15 protein-coding genes are annotated in these 15,580 nt (G+C 73.4%); 11 read left to right on the forward strand and 4 right to left on the reverse strand.

What is annotated here, in order from left to right; genetic code table 11:
• On the reverse strand, positions 1-3,048 hold the full coding sequence (locus tag COUCH_RS09415; RefSeq protein WP_249611677.1) for an EAL domain-containing protein: 3,048 nt from the start codon (positions 3,046-3,048) through the stop codon (positions 1-3).
• Positions 3,049-3,127: 79 nt separating this feature from the next.
• On the opposite strand from COUCH_RS09415, the gene COUCH_RS09420 reads away from it, so the two are divergent.
• The 10 genes from COUCH_RS09420 (at position 3,128) to COUCH_RS09465 (ending at position 11,320) form a co-directional block, all read left to right on the forward strand.
• Entirely contained in the window at positions 3,128-3,778 is a 651-nt protein-coding gene (locus COUCH_RS09420) for a class I SAM-dependent methyltransferase (protein ID WP_249611678.1), read from the forward strand.
• Positions 3,779-3,870: 92 nt separating this feature from the next.
• The gene (locus COUCH_RS09425; protein ID WP_249611679.1) at positions 3,871-5,094 is read left to right on the forward strand and encodes an NRAMP family divalent metal transporter; all 1,224 of its coding nucleotides are present in this window, start codon (positions 3,871-3,873) and stop codon (positions 5,092-5,094) included.
• A gap of 25 nt (positions 5,095-5,119) precedes the next feature.
• Positions 5,120-5,881, forward strand: coding sequence for a LamB/YcsF family protein (locus COUCH_RS09430; RefSeq protein ID WP_249611680.1), 762 nt, complete (start codon positions 5,120-5,122; stop codon positions 5,879-5,881).
• Entirely contained in the window at positions 5,878-6,645 is a 768-nt protein-coding gene (locus tag COUCH_RS09435) for a putative hydro-lyase (RefSeq protein ID WP_249611681.1), read from the forward strand. Before COUCH_RS09430 ends, COUCH_RS09435 begins: the two co-directional genes overlap by 4 nt.
• The gene (locus tag COUCH_RS09440; protein WP_249611682.1) at positions 6,642-7,259 is read left to right on the forward strand and encodes a 5-oxoprolinase subunit B family protein; all 618 of its coding nucleotides are present in this window, start codon (positions 6,642-6,644) and stop codon (positions 7,257-7,259) included. Before COUCH_RS09435 ends, COUCH_RS09440 begins: the two co-directional genes overlap by 4 nt.
• Entirely contained in the window at positions 7,256-8,101 is an 846-nt protein-coding gene (locus tag COUCH_RS09445; RefSeq protein WP_249611683.1) for a biotin-dependent carboxyltransferase family protein, read from the forward strand. The genes COUCH_RS09440 and COUCH_RS09445 overlap by 4 nt, the downstream gene beginning before the upstream one ends.
• A 33-nt stretch (positions 8,102-8,134) precedes the next feature.
• Positions 8,135-8,830, forward strand: coding sequence for a GntR family transcriptional regulator (locus COUCH_RS09450; RefSeq protein ID WP_249611684.1), 696 nt, complete (start codon positions 8,135-8,137; stop codon positions 8,828-8,830).
• Between the two features lie 25 nt (positions 8,831-8,855).
• On the forward strand, positions 8,856-9,506 hold the full coding sequence (locus COUCH_RS09455; RefSeq protein ID WP_249611685.1) for an O-methyltransferase: 651 nt from the start codon (positions 8,856-8,858) through the stop codon (positions 9,504-9,506).
• A 135-nt stretch (positions 9,507-9,641) separates the two neighbouring features.
• A complete protein-coding gene (locus COUCH_RS09460) occupies positions 9,642-10,169 on the forward strand; it encodes a SigE family RNA polymerase sigma factor (RefSeq protein WP_249611686.1) in 528 nt (175 codons plus the stop codon).
• Complete coding sequence (locus tag COUCH_RS09465; RefSeq protein ID WP_249611687.1) at positions 10,166-11,320, forward strand: hypothetical protein; 1,155 nt, start codon at positions 10,166-10,168, stop codon at positions 11,318-11,320. The genes COUCH_RS09460 and COUCH_RS09465 overlap by 4 nt, the downstream gene beginning before the upstream one ends.
• A 3-nt stretch (positions 11,321-11,323) precedes the next feature.
• Here the strand turns inward: COUCH_RS09465 and COUCH_RS09470 are convergent, their stop codons facing one another.
• The 3 genes from COUCH_RS09470 to COUCH_RS09480 all read right to left on the reverse strand — a co-directional run bounded on the left by COUCH_RS09470 (position 11,324) and on the right by COUCH_RS09480 (position 13,942).
• The gene (locus COUCH_RS09470; RefSeq protein ID WP_249611688.1) at positions 11,324-12,403 is read right to left on the reverse strand and encodes an NAD-dependent epimerase/dehydratase family protein; all 1,080 of its coding nucleotides are present in this window, start codon (positions 12,401-12,403) and stop codon (positions 11,324-11,326) included.
• A 220-nt stretch (positions 12,404-12,623) separates the two neighbouring features.
• The gene (locus COUCH_RS09475; protein WP_249611689.1) at positions 12,624-13,511 is read right to left on the reverse strand and encodes an SDR family NAD(P)-dependent oxidoreductase; all 888 of its coding nucleotides are present in this window, start codon (positions 13,509-13,511) and stop codon (positions 12,624-12,626) included.
• Between the two features lie 80 nt (positions 13,512-13,591).
• A complete protein-coding gene (locus COUCH_RS09480) occupies positions 13,592-13,942 on the reverse strand; it encodes a histone-like nucleoid-structuring protein Lsr2 (RefSeq protein WP_249613651.1) in 351 nt (116 codons plus the stop codon).
• Between the two features lie 292 nt (positions 13,943-14,234).
• On the opposite strand from COUCH_RS09480, the gene COUCH_RS09485 reads away from it, so the two are divergent.
• Positions 14,235-15,368: a GH12 family glycosyl hydrolase domain-containing protein gene (locus tag COUCH_RS09485; RefSeq protein WP_249611690.1), complete on the forward strand. Its 1,134-nt coding sequence runs from the start codon at positions 14,235-14,237 to the stop codon at positions 15,366-15,368.
• Positions 15,369-15,580 lie beyond the last annotated feature (212 nt).

A 15,580-nucleotide genomic window follows, 5' to 3' on the forward strand; every position in this document is an offset into this window, starting at 1 on the left:
TCAGGCCGCGATCGGCTGCGGGTTGCGCAGCCAGGTCAGCGCCTCGGTGGGGTCCAGCGGCGAGGAGTAGTAGTAGCCCTGGCCGAGCGGGCAGCCGAGCTGGGCGAGGATCCGGCGGTGCGTCGCGTCCTCGATGCCCTCGGCCACCACGGTGAGGTTGAGCGTCTGCGCGAGGCTGACGATGCCGCGGACCAGCGCGAGCTGCTGCTCGTCACCGACCATGTCGTCGATGAACATCTTGTCGATCTTCAGCACGTCGATGGGGCGCTGGCGCAGGTACCCCAGCGACGAGTAGCCCGTGCCGAAGTCGTCGATGGCGATGCGGACGCCCATCTCCCGCAGCACCGCGAGGTCGGACCAGATCCGCTCGTCGTCGCCCATCAGCAGGGTCTCGGTGATCTCCAGCATCAGCGCCTGCGGGGGTACGCCCGCGTAGTCGAGTGACGCGCGCACCTGCTCGACGAAGCCGGACTGCCGGAACTGCCGGACGGACACGTTCACGCTGACGTACGGCTGGCGCGTGCGCGGCAGGATCCGCCGCCACTGGGCGACGGTGTGCAGGGCCTGGTCGAGCACCCAGCGTCCCATCGGCACGATGAGCCCGCTCTCCTCGGCGACCTCGATGAACTGGTCCGGCGCGATGAGCCCGCGGGCCGGGTGGTGCCAGCGGACGAGCGCCTCGAAGCCGACCGCCTCGTCCGTGGACAGGTCCACGATCGGCTGGTACTGCAGCACGAAGTGGCCCTCGTTGACCGCGTGGTCCAGCGCGGAGCGCAGCTCGAGGCGCTCGACCATCGCGCTGTGCAGGTGGCTCTGGTAGCGGCGCCAGCGGTTCTTGCCGGCGCCCTTGGCCACGTACAGCGCGAGGTCGGCCTGGCGCAGCAGCTCGTCGGCGTTGTCGGCCTCCGGGGTGGTGGTGATGCCGATGCTCGCGACCGCCTGCAGCACCTCGCCGTCGACGACGATGGGTGCGTTCAGCGCCGCGAGGATGCGGGTGGCCGTCTCCTCGACCGCGCCGGGGTCCTGCACGTTCTCCACCAGCGCCGCGAACTCGTCGCCGCCGATGCGCGCCGCGGTGTCGTCCGCGCGCAGCGCCCCGGAGATCCGTTCCGCGACCGCGATGAGCAGCTGGTCGCCGACGGCGTGCCCGAGCGTGTCGTTGACGATCTTGAAGTCGTCGAGGTCGATGAAGAGCACGCCGACCACCGAGCCGTCGCGGGCGCCGCGGGCCAGGGCGTGCTGCAGCCGGTCGGCGAACAGCACCCGGTTCGCCAGCCCGGTGAGGGAGTCGTGGAAGGCCTGGTGGGTGAGCTCGCGTTCGAGCCGCCGCCGCTCGGTGACGTCGCGCAGCGTCACGACCAGCCCGGCGACGGTCTGGTCGGCGCGCAGGTCCCGCAGGTGCATCTCGAGCAGCACCTCGGTACGCCGCCGCCCGACCGCGCGGAAGTCGAGGCCCTCCAGCGTGGAGTCGCCGGCCCGGACCGCGCTCAGCACGCCGGCGAGGCGTACCCGGTCGCCCGGGTGGATGATCTCGGGGAGCCGGACGCTCACCGGGTCGGCGCCGAGCACCTGGACCGCGGAGGGGCTCGCGTACCGGACCCGGTCCTCCTCGTCGACGATGAGGATGACGTCGGAGGTGTTGAGCACGAGCGTCCGGAAGTAGGCCTCGCTGTTGCGCCGGATGACCTCCTGGCTGAGCGCGATCCGTTCCAGCGCGAGCGCCACCTGGGTGGCCAGCACCTCGAGGGCGCGCTGCAGCCCCAGCAGCGCCGTCGTCGGGCCGCCGACGTGCAGCACGCCCACCAGCGGGTCGCCGGTGGGACGGTCGGCGAGTACGAGCGGGCAGCGCAGCACCGTGTTGAAGTGGGTCAGCCGGACGGCGACCGCCCAGTCGACGTCGCGGGTGGCGACCAGCCGCGCGGCGGTGCCGGTGGCCCGGTCGACCTCGGACTGGGCCGCCGCCTCGGCCGAGATCGGCTGTTCGGGCTCGGTGATCGCCATGGCCAGCACCACGCGGTGCGGCACGTCGGACGGCAGCAGCTGCGCGACGGCCTTGCGGACGGCGCCGGCCACCTCGTCCGCGTCGGCCGCCGAGACCAGCGCCGCCGACGCCTCGCGCAGGCCGCGCTCGCGGGCCAGGGCCAGCCGGTGACTGGCCATCAGCCCGGCCATCCGGGCCAGGACGAGCAGGAACGTGCAGGTGCTCAGCGCCGCGATCACCGACAGGTTGCGGACGCCCCCGTCGAGGCCGGCCCGCAGCACCAGGACCGCCGGCGCGACGAGCGAGGCCAGGCCCAGCAGCGCCAGCCGGGAACGCCCCAGCTCGGTGGTCGGCCGGGGTGCGGCGTGGGTCAGCTCGGTCATCGACGGGTGCAGCGCGGCCACGCCGAGGGCGGCGTACCAGGGGAGCGGGCCGAGGACGGCCAGGTGGTCGAGCCCGTCGCGGTAGCGGTCCACGTCGGTGACCACCAGCGCCAGCAGCCCGGCGGACAGCCACTCCGCGGCGCCCAGACGGTGGCCGGAGGCGGTGAGCAGCCGGGCGAGCAGCGCGAAGCACAGCAGCCCGCCGACCGGGTACGCCAGCGACACCCACTGACCGTCGGCGGCCGGGACGCCCTCGCGGAGCCGCGGATCGAACACGAACGTCCACGCCAGCAGCGTCAGGCCGCAGGTCAGGGTGAGGGCGTCGAGCAGGCCGCCGCGGTCCCGCCGCCCTCCGGCGCGGTGCCGGACGAACAGCACCAGAGCGGACGCCAGCACCGGGTAGACGGCCAGGAGCAGGCCGGTGCCCACGGCCGGGAGCACGGGTACGGCGAGGTCGGTGCGGGCGGCGTCGCCGAGCGCGGACAGGGCGACGGCGGTCGCGAGGAGCTGCCACGGTGCGCGCGAGACCGGTCTGTGCCGCCGTACACCGAGGCCGATGGCGAGCGCGGCGGCGACTCCCGCGGCGAGGCGTACGGGAGTGTGCCAGGCCGGCTCGGCGGCGTGGGCCACGGCCAGGGCGAGCATGAGGCCGCCGAACAGGGCGGCCGCGAGCCGTGTCGGCATGCTGCTCCCTCCGGCGCACTGGACGACGACGCTGCCCCCTGATCGGTACCGGGCCGCGTCAGCTGAGCAGAATCGCAGGGTGTCCACCACTGCTGAGTTCGTCCGCGCGCACACCCGGCTCGCACCCGTACCCTTCGTCCCCGAGCTGGTGCTGCACCAGGCCGACGAGCCGATCGGGCTCTGGGAGCTGACCGAGGCGGGCGGCGCGGAGCAGCCGCCGCCGTTCTGGGCGTTCGCGTGGGCGGGCGGCCAGGCGCTGGCCCGGCACGTGCTGGACGACCCGGCGCTCGTGGCCGGCCGTGACGTGCTGGACCTGGCGACCGGATCGGGCCTGGTCGCGGTCGCCGCGGCCAGGGCGGGCGCGCGCTCGGTGACCGCGAACGACATCGATCCGCTGTCGCTGGCCGCGGCCGAGGCGAACGCTTGTGCAAATGGCGTGAACGTCGCCGTGGTCGAGGGAGATCTCCTGGAAACCGGGTACGCCGATGCCGGTGTCGTCCTCGCCGGCGACGTGTTCTACAGCCGCGAGATGGCCGCCAGGGTGCTGCCGTTCCTGCGCGCGGCGGCCGGGCGGGGCGCGTTGGTGCTGGTGGGGGACCCGGGGCGGGCGTACCTGCCGACGCAGGGCATGGTGCGCCGGGCGACGTACGACGTGCCGGTGAACGAGGCGCTGGAGAGCGTGCCGATGCGCCGTACGAGCGTCTGGCAGGGGCATTTCACGTACCGGTGACCCTAGATTGTTGAACAACCCTTGTGCGATCGTTGAACAATCCCTAGCGTCAGCGGTGCCTCCACTCGAACCATTCCGATCGAGGAGCGCCGATGTCGACGGACGTGACCAACCCCGCCAGGACCCGCCGGACCGCCCTCATCGGGGCGATCTTCCTGATGGCCACCAGCGCCATCGGGCCCGGCTTCATCACCCAGACCACCACCTTCACGGCGAAGCTGGGCGCCGCGTTCGCCTTCGGCATCCTGGTGTCGATCCTGGTGGACTTCGTCGTCCAGATGAACATCTGGCGGATCATCTCGATCAGCGGCCGCCGCGCCCACGAGATCGCCAACGCGGTCGTCCCGGGCGCCGGCCACCTGCTCGCCGCGCTGGTCATCCTCGGCGGGCTGGTGTTCAACATCGGCAACGTGGCCGGCTCCGGGCTCGGCCTCAACGCCGCCCTGGGCCTCGACCCCAAGCTCGGCGGCGCGATCAGCGCGCTGATCGCCATCGTCATCTTCGCGGTGAAGCGCGCCGGCCTGGCCATGGACCGGCTGCTCATCGTGCTCGGCCTGGTCATGATCGTGCTGACCGTGTACGTCGCGGTCGTGTCCGGCCCGCCCGTCGGCACCGCGCTCAAGCAGACCGTGCTGCCCGACCACATCGACTTCGCGGCGATCACCACGATCGTCGGCGGCACGGTCGGGGGCTACATCACGTACTCCGGGGCGCACCGGCTGCTGGACAGCGGCACCGCCGGGCCCGAGCACATCCGCGAGGTCACCCGCGGCGCGCTCACCGGCATCGCCGTCACCGGCCTCATGCGGTTCGTGCTGTTCCTGGCGATCCTCGGCGTGGTGGCCGGCGGCGTCGCCCTCGACACCTCCGGCAACGCGACCGCGCAGGCCTTCCGGTCGGCGGCCGGCGAGTTCGGCGAGCGGGCCTTCGGCATCGTGCTCTGGGCCGCCGCCATCACCTCCGTGGTCGGCGCGGCGTTCACCTCGGTGTCGTTCTTCAACGCCTTCTCGCCCAAGCTCACCGCGGGCCGCCCGCGCTCCTGGGCGACGGTCGCGTTCATCGCCGTCAGCGCCGCCGTCTACCTGCTGATCGGTACGGCGCCCTCGGCCCTGCTGGTCTTCGCCGGCGGCTTCAACGGCCTGATCCTGCCCATCGGCTTCACGATCCTGCTGTACGCGGCGTGGCGCCGGCGGGAACTGCTCCAGGGGTACGCGTACCCGGTGTGGCTGCTCGTGCTGGGCGCCGCCGTGGCCGCCCTCACCTGGTACATGGGCATCACGTCGGCGCGCACGATCTTCGACTACCTGGCCGGCTGACCGCCGTCCGCGCGAAGGAGGAGACATGGACCTCAACAGCGACCTCGGCGAGGGCTTCGGCACCTGGCGCCTCGGCGACGACGCCGCGATGCTGGGCATCGTCAGCAGCGCCAACGTGGCCTGCGGCTTCCACGCCGGCGATCCGCGGACGCTGCTCGCCACCTGCGAGCGGGCGGTCTCGAGCGGCGTGGTCATCGGCGCCCAGGTCGGCTACCGGGACCTGGCCGGCTTCGGGCGGCGCTTCATCGACTACGAGACCGAGGACCTGGTCGCCGACCTCATCTACCAGATCGGCGCCCTGGACGGCCTGGCCCGCGCCGCCGGCGACCGGGTGCTGTACGTCAAGCCGCACGGCGCGCTCTACAACGCGATCGTGCATCACGAGCAGCAGGCCGCCGCGGTGGTCGACGCGGTCCGCCGGTACGACCCCGACCTGCCGGTGCTGGGCCTGCCCGGCTCCGCGTTCCTGCGGCTCGCCGAGGACGCCGGGCTGCGGACCGTCCGCGAGGCCTTCGCCGACCGCGGCTACCACCCCGACGGCACGCTCGTCTCCCGGCGGCTGCCCGGGGCGCTGCTGCACGATCCCGCCGAGGTCGCCGAGCGCATGGTCCGGCTGGTCACCGACCGCACCCTGGTGGCCGTCGACGGGTCCGTGATCAAGGTGGAGGCCGATTCGATCTGCGTGCACGGCGACTCGCCGGGCGCCGTGGAGATGGCCCGGGCCGTGCACGACGGGCTCACGGCCGCGGGCGTACGCATCACCGCCTTCGCCGGAGCCGGCGCATGACCGCCGCGGCCGACCTGCGCGCGCGGTTCCGGGCCGGCCTGGTCCGGCCCACGGCCGGCCTCGCGCCCGGCGTGGCGCAGGCCAACCTCATCGCCGTGCCCCGCGACTGGGCCTGGGACATGCTGCTCTACGCCCAGCGCAACCCCAGGCCCTGTCCGGTGCTCGACGTGACCGACCCCGGCTCGCCGGCCACCGTCCTCGCCCCCGGCGCCGACGTGCGCACCGACCTGCCGCTCTACCGGATCTGGCGCGACGGCGCGTTCGTCGAGGAGGTCCCGGACGCGACCGCGGCCTGGCGCGACGACCTGGTGGCGTTCCTCATCGGCTGCAGCTTCAGCTTCGAGGCCTCCCTCATCGAGGCGGGCATCGACGTCCGGCACATCTCCGCGGGCAGCAACGTGCCGATGTACCGCACCAGCCGCGACTGCCGGCCGGCCGGGCGGATGCGCGGCGAACTGGTGGTCTCCATGCGGCCGATCCCGGCGGACCGGGTGGCGGACGCGGTGACGATCAGCGGCCGTTTCCCCGCGGTGCACGGCGCGCCGGTGCACATCGGGGACCCGGCCGGGCTGGGTATCGGCGACCTCGCCAAGCCCGACTTCGGCGAGCCGGTGGAGATCCGGCCGGGAGAGATCCCGGTCTTCTGGGCCTGCGGCGTCACGCCTCAGGCGGCCGTGATGGCCTCGCAGGTCCCGTACGCCATCACCCACGCACCCGGGCACATGTTCGTGACCGACGTGCCCGACACGGAATACGAGGCATGACGAGATTCCTGCGCTGCGGGCGGGAGGCCGTGCTCGCCGAGGTGGACGACCTCGACGCGGCCCTCGCCCTGTACGCGGCCCTGCGCGCGGCCGCCCTGCCCGGCGTCACGGACCTGGTGCCGGCGGCCCGGACGGTGCTGATCCGGTTCGACCCGGCGGTCACGTCCCCGGCGGCGGTCCGGGAGGCGGCCGCCGTGCTCGAGCCGGACGGGCGCGGGCAGGCGTACGCCGGCTCCGTCGAGATCCCGGTGTCCTACGACGGCCCGGACCTGACCGAGGTTGCCGAGCATCTGCGGATCACGCCGGACGAGGTCGTCGCGCGGCACACCGGCACACCGTGGACCGTGGCGTTCGCCGGCTTCGCGCCCGGCTTCGGCTATCTCACCGGCGGGCACCCCAGCTTCGACGTGCCCCGGCGCACGACGCCGCGGACCCGGATCCCGGCCGGCTCGGTGGGGCTGGCCGGCCGGTTCTCCGGCGTCTACCCCGGTGACAGCCCGGGCGGCTGGCAGCTGATCGGCAGCACCACGGAACGCATGTGGGACCTGGACCGGCCCGAGCCGGCACTGCTGCTGCCCGGCGTACGCGTGACCTTCAAGGCGGTGCAGCGATGACCGTGACCGTCTTGCGGACCGGCCCGCTCGCCGTGTTCAAGGACGCCGGGCGCCCCGGCCACGCGCACCAGGGCGTCGCGCCGTCGGGCGCGGTGGACCGGGCCGCGTACGCCCGCGCCAACGCGCTGGCCGGCAATCCGTCCGGCGCGGCCGTCCTGGAGTGCACCCTGGGTGGCCTGCGGGTGCGCTTCGACGAGCCGGCGGTGGTCGTGCTGACCGGTACGGACGCCGTGCTCACGGTGGACGGCGAGCGCACCGGCGTGGAGGAGGTCGTCGAGGTGCCCGCCGGGGCCACCGTCGCCGTCACCATGCCGCGGCGAGGGCTGCGCAGCTACCTTGCCGTGCGCGGCGGCTTCGCGGTCCCGCCGGTGCTGGGCTCGCGCTCGACCGACCAGCTCGGGATGGGCCCGGCCCGCCCGGCGCCCGGCGACGTCCTGCGCATCGGGCCGGTCCCGGGCAACCCGGGGGACACCCCGGCGCTCGCCCCGCCCGCGGACGGGCCGCTCGAGGTCGACCTCGGCCCGCGCGACGACTGGTTCACCCCCGACGCGATCGAGACGTTCCTCGGCGCCGAGTACACGGTCACCCCGGCGAGCAACTCGGTGGGCCTGCGCCTCGACGGCCCCCCGCTGACCCGAGCACGCACGGCCGAGCTGCCCAGCGAGGGCGTCGTCCGAGGCTCGGTGCAGGTGCCGCCGGACGGCCGGCCGATCGTGTTCCAGGCCGACCATCCGGTGACCGGCGGATATCCCGTCATCGCCGTGCTGACCCCGGAGTCGGCCGATCGCGCGGCGCAGCTGCGGCCGGGTGCGACCGTGCGCTTCACCCGTGCGCCCGGCTGAGGTGCGCGCGTCGCGGGCTGGTTGACTGGAACCGTGACGACCGTCGAGAGGCCGGGTCCCGCTGCGGGTGAGGGCTCCGCTGCGGGTGAGGGCTCCGCCGCGCGGGCCGGCTCCGCCGCGCGGGCGGTGGAGCAGCTGCGCAATTCGATGATCAACGGCGAGCTGGCGCCGGGTACGCGGCTCGCCGAGACCTCGCTCACCGGGCCGCTCGGCGTCTCCCGCAACACCCTGCGCGAGGCGTTCTCCACGCTCATCGAGGAAGGCCTGCTGGTCCGCGAGCCCAACAGGGGCGTCTTCGTCGCCACGCTCAGCCCGGCGCAGATCGCCGACATCTACCGCGTACGCGTCCTGCTCGAATGCACCGCGCTCGCGCAGGCACCGACCGACCCGCCGCGCGCCCAGGCCATGCGGGCGGCCGTGACCGACGCCCGGGCCGCGGTGGCGGCGGGGGACTGGCGGGGCGTGGGTACGGCCAACATGCACTTCCACGAGCAGATCGTGGCGCTGGCCGGAAGCCCCCGCCTGGACGGCTGGATGCGTCAGCTCACCGCGGAGCTGCGCCTGGCGTTCGTGGCGGCGCCCGACCCGGAGGCCCTGCACCGGCCGTTCGTGGCCATGAACGACGACATCACCACGCTGTACGAGGCCGGCGAGCAGGACCGGGCCGCCGCCCTGCTCCGCGACTACCTGCTCACTTCCGAACGCGTGGTCCTCGGCAACCTCCCCTGAGCGATCGATGCGGCAGGATGGCCGCGTGGCAGACATCATCGATCCCGCGATCAACGACTACATCCTGGCGCACAGCAAGCCCGCCGACCCGGTCCTGCGCGACCTCGCGGCCGAGACCGCCCGGTCCTTCCCCGGCCCCGCCGGCATGCAGATCAGCCACGACGAGGGCGAGCTGCTGACCATGCTGGTCCGGCTGACCGGCGCCCGGTTCGCCGTCGAGGTGGGCGTGTTCACCGGCTATTCGGCCATCTGCATCGCCCGCGGCCTGCCGGAGGACGGCCGGCTGCTCGCCTGCGACGTGTCGCCCGAGTGGACCGCGGTGGCGCGCGACTACTGGAAGCGGGCCGGCGTGGCGGACCGGATCGACCTGCGCCTGGCCCCGGCCGTCGAGACGCTGCGGGCCCTGCCCGGCGATGCCGTCGTCGACTTCGCCTTCATCGACGCCGACAAGACCGGATACCCGGACTACTACGCCGAGCTGGTGCCGCGGCTGCGGCCGGGCGGCCTGATCGTGCTCGACAACGTGCTGCGCGACGGCCGCGTCCTCGACCCGGCCGCGCAGGACCCGGCGGACCAGGCCATCCGCCGCATCAACGACCTGGTGGTGGCCGACGAGCGCGTCGACTGCGTGATGCTGCCGGTGCGGGACGGGATCACCCTCGTCCGCAAGCGCTGAGATCTGGCGGTCCCGGGCAACCCTCCGGCGCAGCGGGCGGCGGTCCTCACCCGCCACCGCTGAAATCCGGCGTTGCCGTGCAACCCTTTCCGGCGCGGCCGACGACGGTGAGGTGAGGGCGCCGGAGGGAGCGGGATGCGGGCCGACGAGGAACGTGAGTACACCGAGTACGTGGCGGGACGGCTGTCCCGGCTGCACCGGACCGCGTACATGCTCTGTGGCGACGCGCACCGGGCGGACGACATCGTCCAGGCCACGCTGACGGCCCTGTACGTGCAGTGGCGCAAGGTCGCGGCGGCGCACAACGTCGACGCGTACGTGCAGAGCATCCTCGTGCGGCGCTACCTCGACGAGCGGCGGCTGCGGTGGTCGCGCGTACGGCTGGGCGGTGTCCCGCCGCACGCGGTGCCGATAGCCGCCGCCGAGCACGGCATCGTCGAGCGCGACGCGCTGGTCACGGCGCTGCGGGCGCTGCCCAAGGGCCAACGGGCCGTGGTGGTGCTGCGGTACTTCGACGACCTGACCGTCGAGGCCACCGCCGAGGTGCTCAAGTGCTCGGTGGGCAACGTCAAGAGCCAGTGCTCCCGGGGGCTGGCCGCCCTGCGCGCCGCTCTCACCCCGGCCGAGGCCGGTACCGCGCGAGGATCGAGGGACGGATCATGATGGGTGAGCAGGACGTACGGGAGCGGTTGCAGGCGGTGGAGGTGCCCCACACCCAGCTGCGCGTGGGGACGGTGGTCGAGGGCGGCCGCAAGCGGGCCAGGCGCCGGCGGGCAGTGCAGGCGGGTCTGGGCGCGGCCCTCGCGACGGGTCTGCTGGCGGCGGTTCCCTCGCTGATGGCGTACACGGACGGTCAGCGCGCCGACCAGCCGGCCGGCCCGCCGGCGACGGTGCGGTGCGGCGCCACGTGGCTGCCGACTCCCGACGGAATGACCGCCGTCCAAGCCGCGGGCGTGGACCCCGGCGGCCGCTACGTCATCGCCAACGACTTCCGGCCCAGCAAGCGCAGCACCCCTCAGGGAAAGCTGGCCGGAGTCGGGCGCTCACAGCCGGTGCTGTGGACGGACGGGATGTCGCAGACCCTGCCGAAGGTCGGCGACTGGGTGCAGGCGGACGCGGTCAGCGCCGGCGGTGTGGTCGCCGCCGTCGCGGGCCCCAAGGACGAATGGGCCGACTCGGTCCTGCGCTACATCGGCGGCGTACCGGAGAAGATGATCCCGCCGCCGGGGAAGTGGACGTTCCGCGACGCCTCCGTCAACCGGCGGGGCGACATCATCGTCAACGCCACCCGGCAGGGCTCCGGCGACCGCACCGACGCCGTGCTGCTCTGGAAGGCCACTGCGACGACCGCCACGAAACTGCCGCTTCCCGCGTACGCCGAGGGCACGAGCATCCTCGACGACGGCTCGATCCTGGGCAGCGTCGTCTCCGCGAAGGGTGATCTGACCTCGTTCCGCTGGGACGAACGCGGGCTGGGGCGGGCGCTGACCGGGCCGGCCAACCAGCAGGGTGCCGTCAACGACGCGCACGGCGACTGGGCCACCGGCAACCTGTGGCCCTCCGGCGAGGTTGCCCGCTGGGACCTGCGCACCGGCGAGGTGACCGTCCTGCCCGTGAACGCGCCCGCGAACGCCGTCAACGCCGCGGGCTGGATCGTCTCCAACGGCACGGTTCTGCGCGACGACGCCACCGTCGAGCTGAGCTCCGAGAACGGCGGGCGCGGCGAGCCCTTCGCGATCGCCGACACCGGCCTCGTGATCGGCCGGCCGTTCGACGGCAGCTCCGGTGTGATCACGTGGCAGTGCGACCGCTGAGTCCTAGTACGGGTTGCCGGAGCCGGGCAGCCGTCCGCGCAGCACCCCACCGAGGCGCCCCGGCAGGTCCGGGGCGCCCGACAGCGGCGGGCTGTCGGTGTGCGCCCGGTCGGCCATCCCGGCGACCAGTTCCTTGAGCGCGTGCACGGCGCCGGTGAGCGGTCGCCAGCCCAGCTCCGCGGCGATGCGGTCGCAGGACATCAGCGGCGCCTTCAGGCCCAGGCGTACCCAGCCGACGTCGACGGGCTGCAGCCGCAGGCGCCAGCTCAGGTCGGCGGCCCCCCGCAGCAGGAACCCGGGTACGGGGACCTCCCGGCCGTGGAACGCCTCGGCGGCCACGGTCGGGTCCAGCACCGGACCGGCCGCCACGTTGAACGCGCCGTGCACGTCGGAGGCGAGCGCGCGGGCGTACGCGTCGGCCACGTCGTCGGCGTGCACCGCCTGCACCCGCAGCCCCGGGTGCGAGGGGATGACCGGGATCCGGCCGAACCGCAGCAGCCGCGCGGGCAGCAGCGGGCCGGCGAAGTAGCGGCCGATCTCCGTACCGACGTCGCGCTGGAAGATGAGGCCGGGGCGCAGCCGGACGACCCGCAGCGTGGGATGGTCCGACTCGGCGCGGTCCAGCAGCGCCTCGACGAGCGCCTTGTGCCGGCTGTACGACGAACCCTTCACCCCGGTCTTCGGGTACGCCTCCGTGACGTACGCGTCCTTGGGGCCCGGAGCGTACGTGCCCACCGACGACGCGTACACCAGCGACGGAACTCCGGCCCGCAGCACCGCCTCGACGACCGCGCGGCTGCCGAGCACGTTCGTCCGGAACAGCCGCCGCTGGTCGTGACTGGGCTGGATCTGCCACGCCAGATGCACCACCGCGTCGGCGCCCCGGAAGATCTCCGCCAGCCGCCGGGGCGCTTCCGGCGTACCGATGTCGCAGGAGTGCCATTCGACCGCGTCGTACGGAACGGTGTCCGTGCCGGGCATCCGCCGCACCACCCCGGCCAGGTCCATCCCGGGCTCGTTGCGCAGCCGGCGCAGCAGCGCCGTACCCGCGTTACCGCTCGCTCCGACGATCACGACTCGCATGTCTGAAGCCCTACCCGGGCAGCCGGCGTTGAACCCTGGGCGGCTCGGCTCGCGGCCAAGCTGCGCGGGGCCTGTTCCTCTTGCGCGGGGACCGCGCGGCCCGCGCTCCAGCGCGGGCACCGGCCTGCCTGCGCGGGGACCGGCTCTCCTGCGCGGGGCCGTCCTCTTGCGCGGGGACCGGCCCTCCTGCGCGGGGGCCGGTCCGCCTGTGCCGGGCCGGTCAGCGGGACCGGGCGGCCTTGCCGGCGTACATGCGGTCGGTGATGCCGGGCAGTGCCGCGGCGGCCAGCATGGAGACCCGGTAGCGCCACGGGACGACGATGCGGCGGCGGGGCCGGCGCAGCGCCCGCTCGATCGCGTCCACGACCACCTCCGGGCCGGGCAGCCGGTGGGCGTCGCGGGCGTTCATCTCGGTGCCGACGCGGCCGGGTTCGATCAGCGTCACGCCGATGCCGGTGCCGGCGACCTCACGGCGGACCGAGTCGGTGATGCCGCGCAGCCCGAACTTCGTGGCCGAGTAGACGCCGCCGATGCCGACCTCGCCGGCGACCGAGCCGATGTTCACGATGGAGCCCGCGCCGGCGGCCAGCATCGCCGGCAGCACCGAACGCATGAGCCGGATCGGCGCGAGCAGGTTGACGTCGACCATCGCGACGAGCTCGGCGTCGTCGAGGCGTACCGTGGCCGGGCCGCCGCGGCCGGCGTTGTTGACGAGGGCGTCGATCCGGCCGGTGACGCCGAGCGCCGCCGCGGTCAGCGCCTCGGTCGCCGCCGGGTCCCGCAGGTCGCCCGGCACCGATACGGCCGCGCCGCCGGCCGCCCGGATCTGCGCCGCGACGGCGGCCAGCTCGTCGGCGCGGCGGCCGGCGAGGACGACGGTGGTGCCGGGGCGGCCGAGGCGCAGCGCGGTGGCCCGGCCGATGCCCGCGGACGCCCCGGTCACGATCACGACCCGCATATCGCCTTCAGTCCGTTCGTGGGTGGTGGTGGGGTGGTCGGACGGGGCGCCTTCAGTCCGTTCGTGGGTGGTGGTGGGGTGGTCGGACGGGGCGCCTTCAGTCCGTTCGTGGGTGGTGGTGGGGTGGTCGGACGGGGCGCTCCGGTTCACGCGTGCCGTTCATGCGTGCCGTTCACGCGAGAAACGGCGTCGCCGATGTGGCGACGCCGTTTCCCGAGCCGGCGGACGAGTTATCGCTTGTTGTGGTACGCCTCGACCACGGAGCTCGGGATCCGGCCGCGCTCGGAAACCTCGTAACCGTTCTTGCCGGCCCACTCGCGAATGGCCTGATTCTGGTCGCGGGTGGCGCGGCCGGTGCTCGCCGGGGCGCCGCCGCGACGCGCGGAACGGGGCTCGCCGCCGCCGCGGCCCACGCGGGTGGCGACCGACAGGTACGGGTCCAGGGCCTTGCGCAGCTTGCCGGCGTTCTTCTCCGACAGGTCGATCGTGTAGTTCACCCCGTCCAGTCCGAATTCGACCGTGCGGTCGGCCTCGCCGCCGTCGAGGTCGTCGGTCAGAAGGGTGATTACCTGCTTGGCCATGATGTGCTCGCTCCTACAGCGGTCATTGTTCGAGTGCGTGTCGTCGAAATTGTCGCGCGTTTTCATTCTGTCGCCGCGGCGGGTCCGAGGCAAATTGCACTCGCGCATGTCGCGTTCCGATCCGGCGGGCCGGAAAGATTCGCCGGTGAGGGCTGCGAAGGCGGCCGCGGCGCGGGCCGGCTCCCGGAAACTTCGTGGCAACACTTCTCAGGTTCGTCGATGTGTTGTACGTTGCCTGGGAGCGCTCCCACGAACCCCCGTCCCCCGGGAAATCCCTCACCTAGGAGCTGTCATGAGACGCGCCATCCGCGCCGTCGCCGCGGCTGTCATGCTCGCCGGCGCCGGTGTCACGGCCTTCGCCGTGGCCGGCCCCGCACAGGCCGACACGCAGATCTGCGATCAGTACGGATCCACCACCATCGGCGGCCGATACGTGGTGATGAACAACCGGTGGGGCACCAGCGCCCAGCAGTGCATCAATGTCACGAGCACCGGATTCACCATCGCCAGTCAGCAGGGCACCGGCAGCACCAGTGGCGCACCCGTGTCGTATCCCGCCGTGTACTACGGCTGCCATTACACGAACTGTTCGCCGGGCACCAACCTGCCGATGCAGCTCAGCTCCATCAGCAGCGCCCCGAGCAGCATCTCGTACAACTTCGTCAGCGGCGCGACGTACGACGCGGCGTACGACATCTGGCTCGACCCGACGCCCAAGCGTGACGGCGTCAACGCCATGGAAATCATGATCTGGTTCAACCGGCAGGGCTCCATCCAGCCGATCGGCTCGGTCGTCGGCAACGCCACGATCGGCGGCCGCACCTGGCAGGTGTGGCAGGGCAGCAACGGTTCCAACAACGTCGTGTCGTACGTGGCGCCGTCCCCGCTGTCCAGCTGGAGCTTCAACGTGCTGGACTTCGTCAACGACACGAAGACCCGTACGTCGGTGACCAACTCCTGGTACCTGACCAGCATCCAGGCGGGCTTCGAACCGTGGATCGGCGGCGCCGGCCTCGCGGTCACGAACTTCTCGGCCCAGGTCAACAGCGGCACCCCGCCCACCGGCCCGTCCTCGCCGCCGCCGAGCAACCCGCCGCCGTCCGGCAGCACGGCCTGCCGGGTCACGTACGGCACCAACGCCTGGAGCAATGGCTTCACGGCCGACGTGACGGTGGCCAACACCGGTGGCAGCGCGATCAACGGCTGGAACCTCGCCTTCACCCTGCCGAACGGCCAGGCCATCACCAACTCCTGGAACGCGACGCTGACCGGCTCGAGCGGCGCGGTGACGGCCCGCAACGTCTCGTTCAACGGGGCGATCCCGGCGGGCGGCAGCACGTCGTTCGGCTTCCAGGGCACCTACAGCGGCACCTTCAGCGCACCGTCCAGCTTCACCCTCAACGGCACGGCCTGCAGCCGCGCCTGATCCCGCACGACCCCGGCCCCGCGCCGGGCACGAACTGCCCCGCCCCGTCACCGATCAGCCCGGTGGCGGGGCGGCCGGCGTTCCCGGGCCGGCTGGCCGGCCCCCGCTATCCGGCGGCCGCGCGTTCGACCCCCGGATCCGGGCCGGCACTGGAAACGCTTCCAGCCGCAGGTTTGCCAGGGGAGGCCACCGCATCGCTCACCGGGGCCGGA

Source organism: Couchioplanes caeruleus (genome assembly GCF_023499255.1).
Lineage (GTDB): Bacteria > Actinomycetota > Actinomycetes > Mycobacteriales > Micromonosporaceae > Actinoplanes > Actinoplanes caeruleus_A.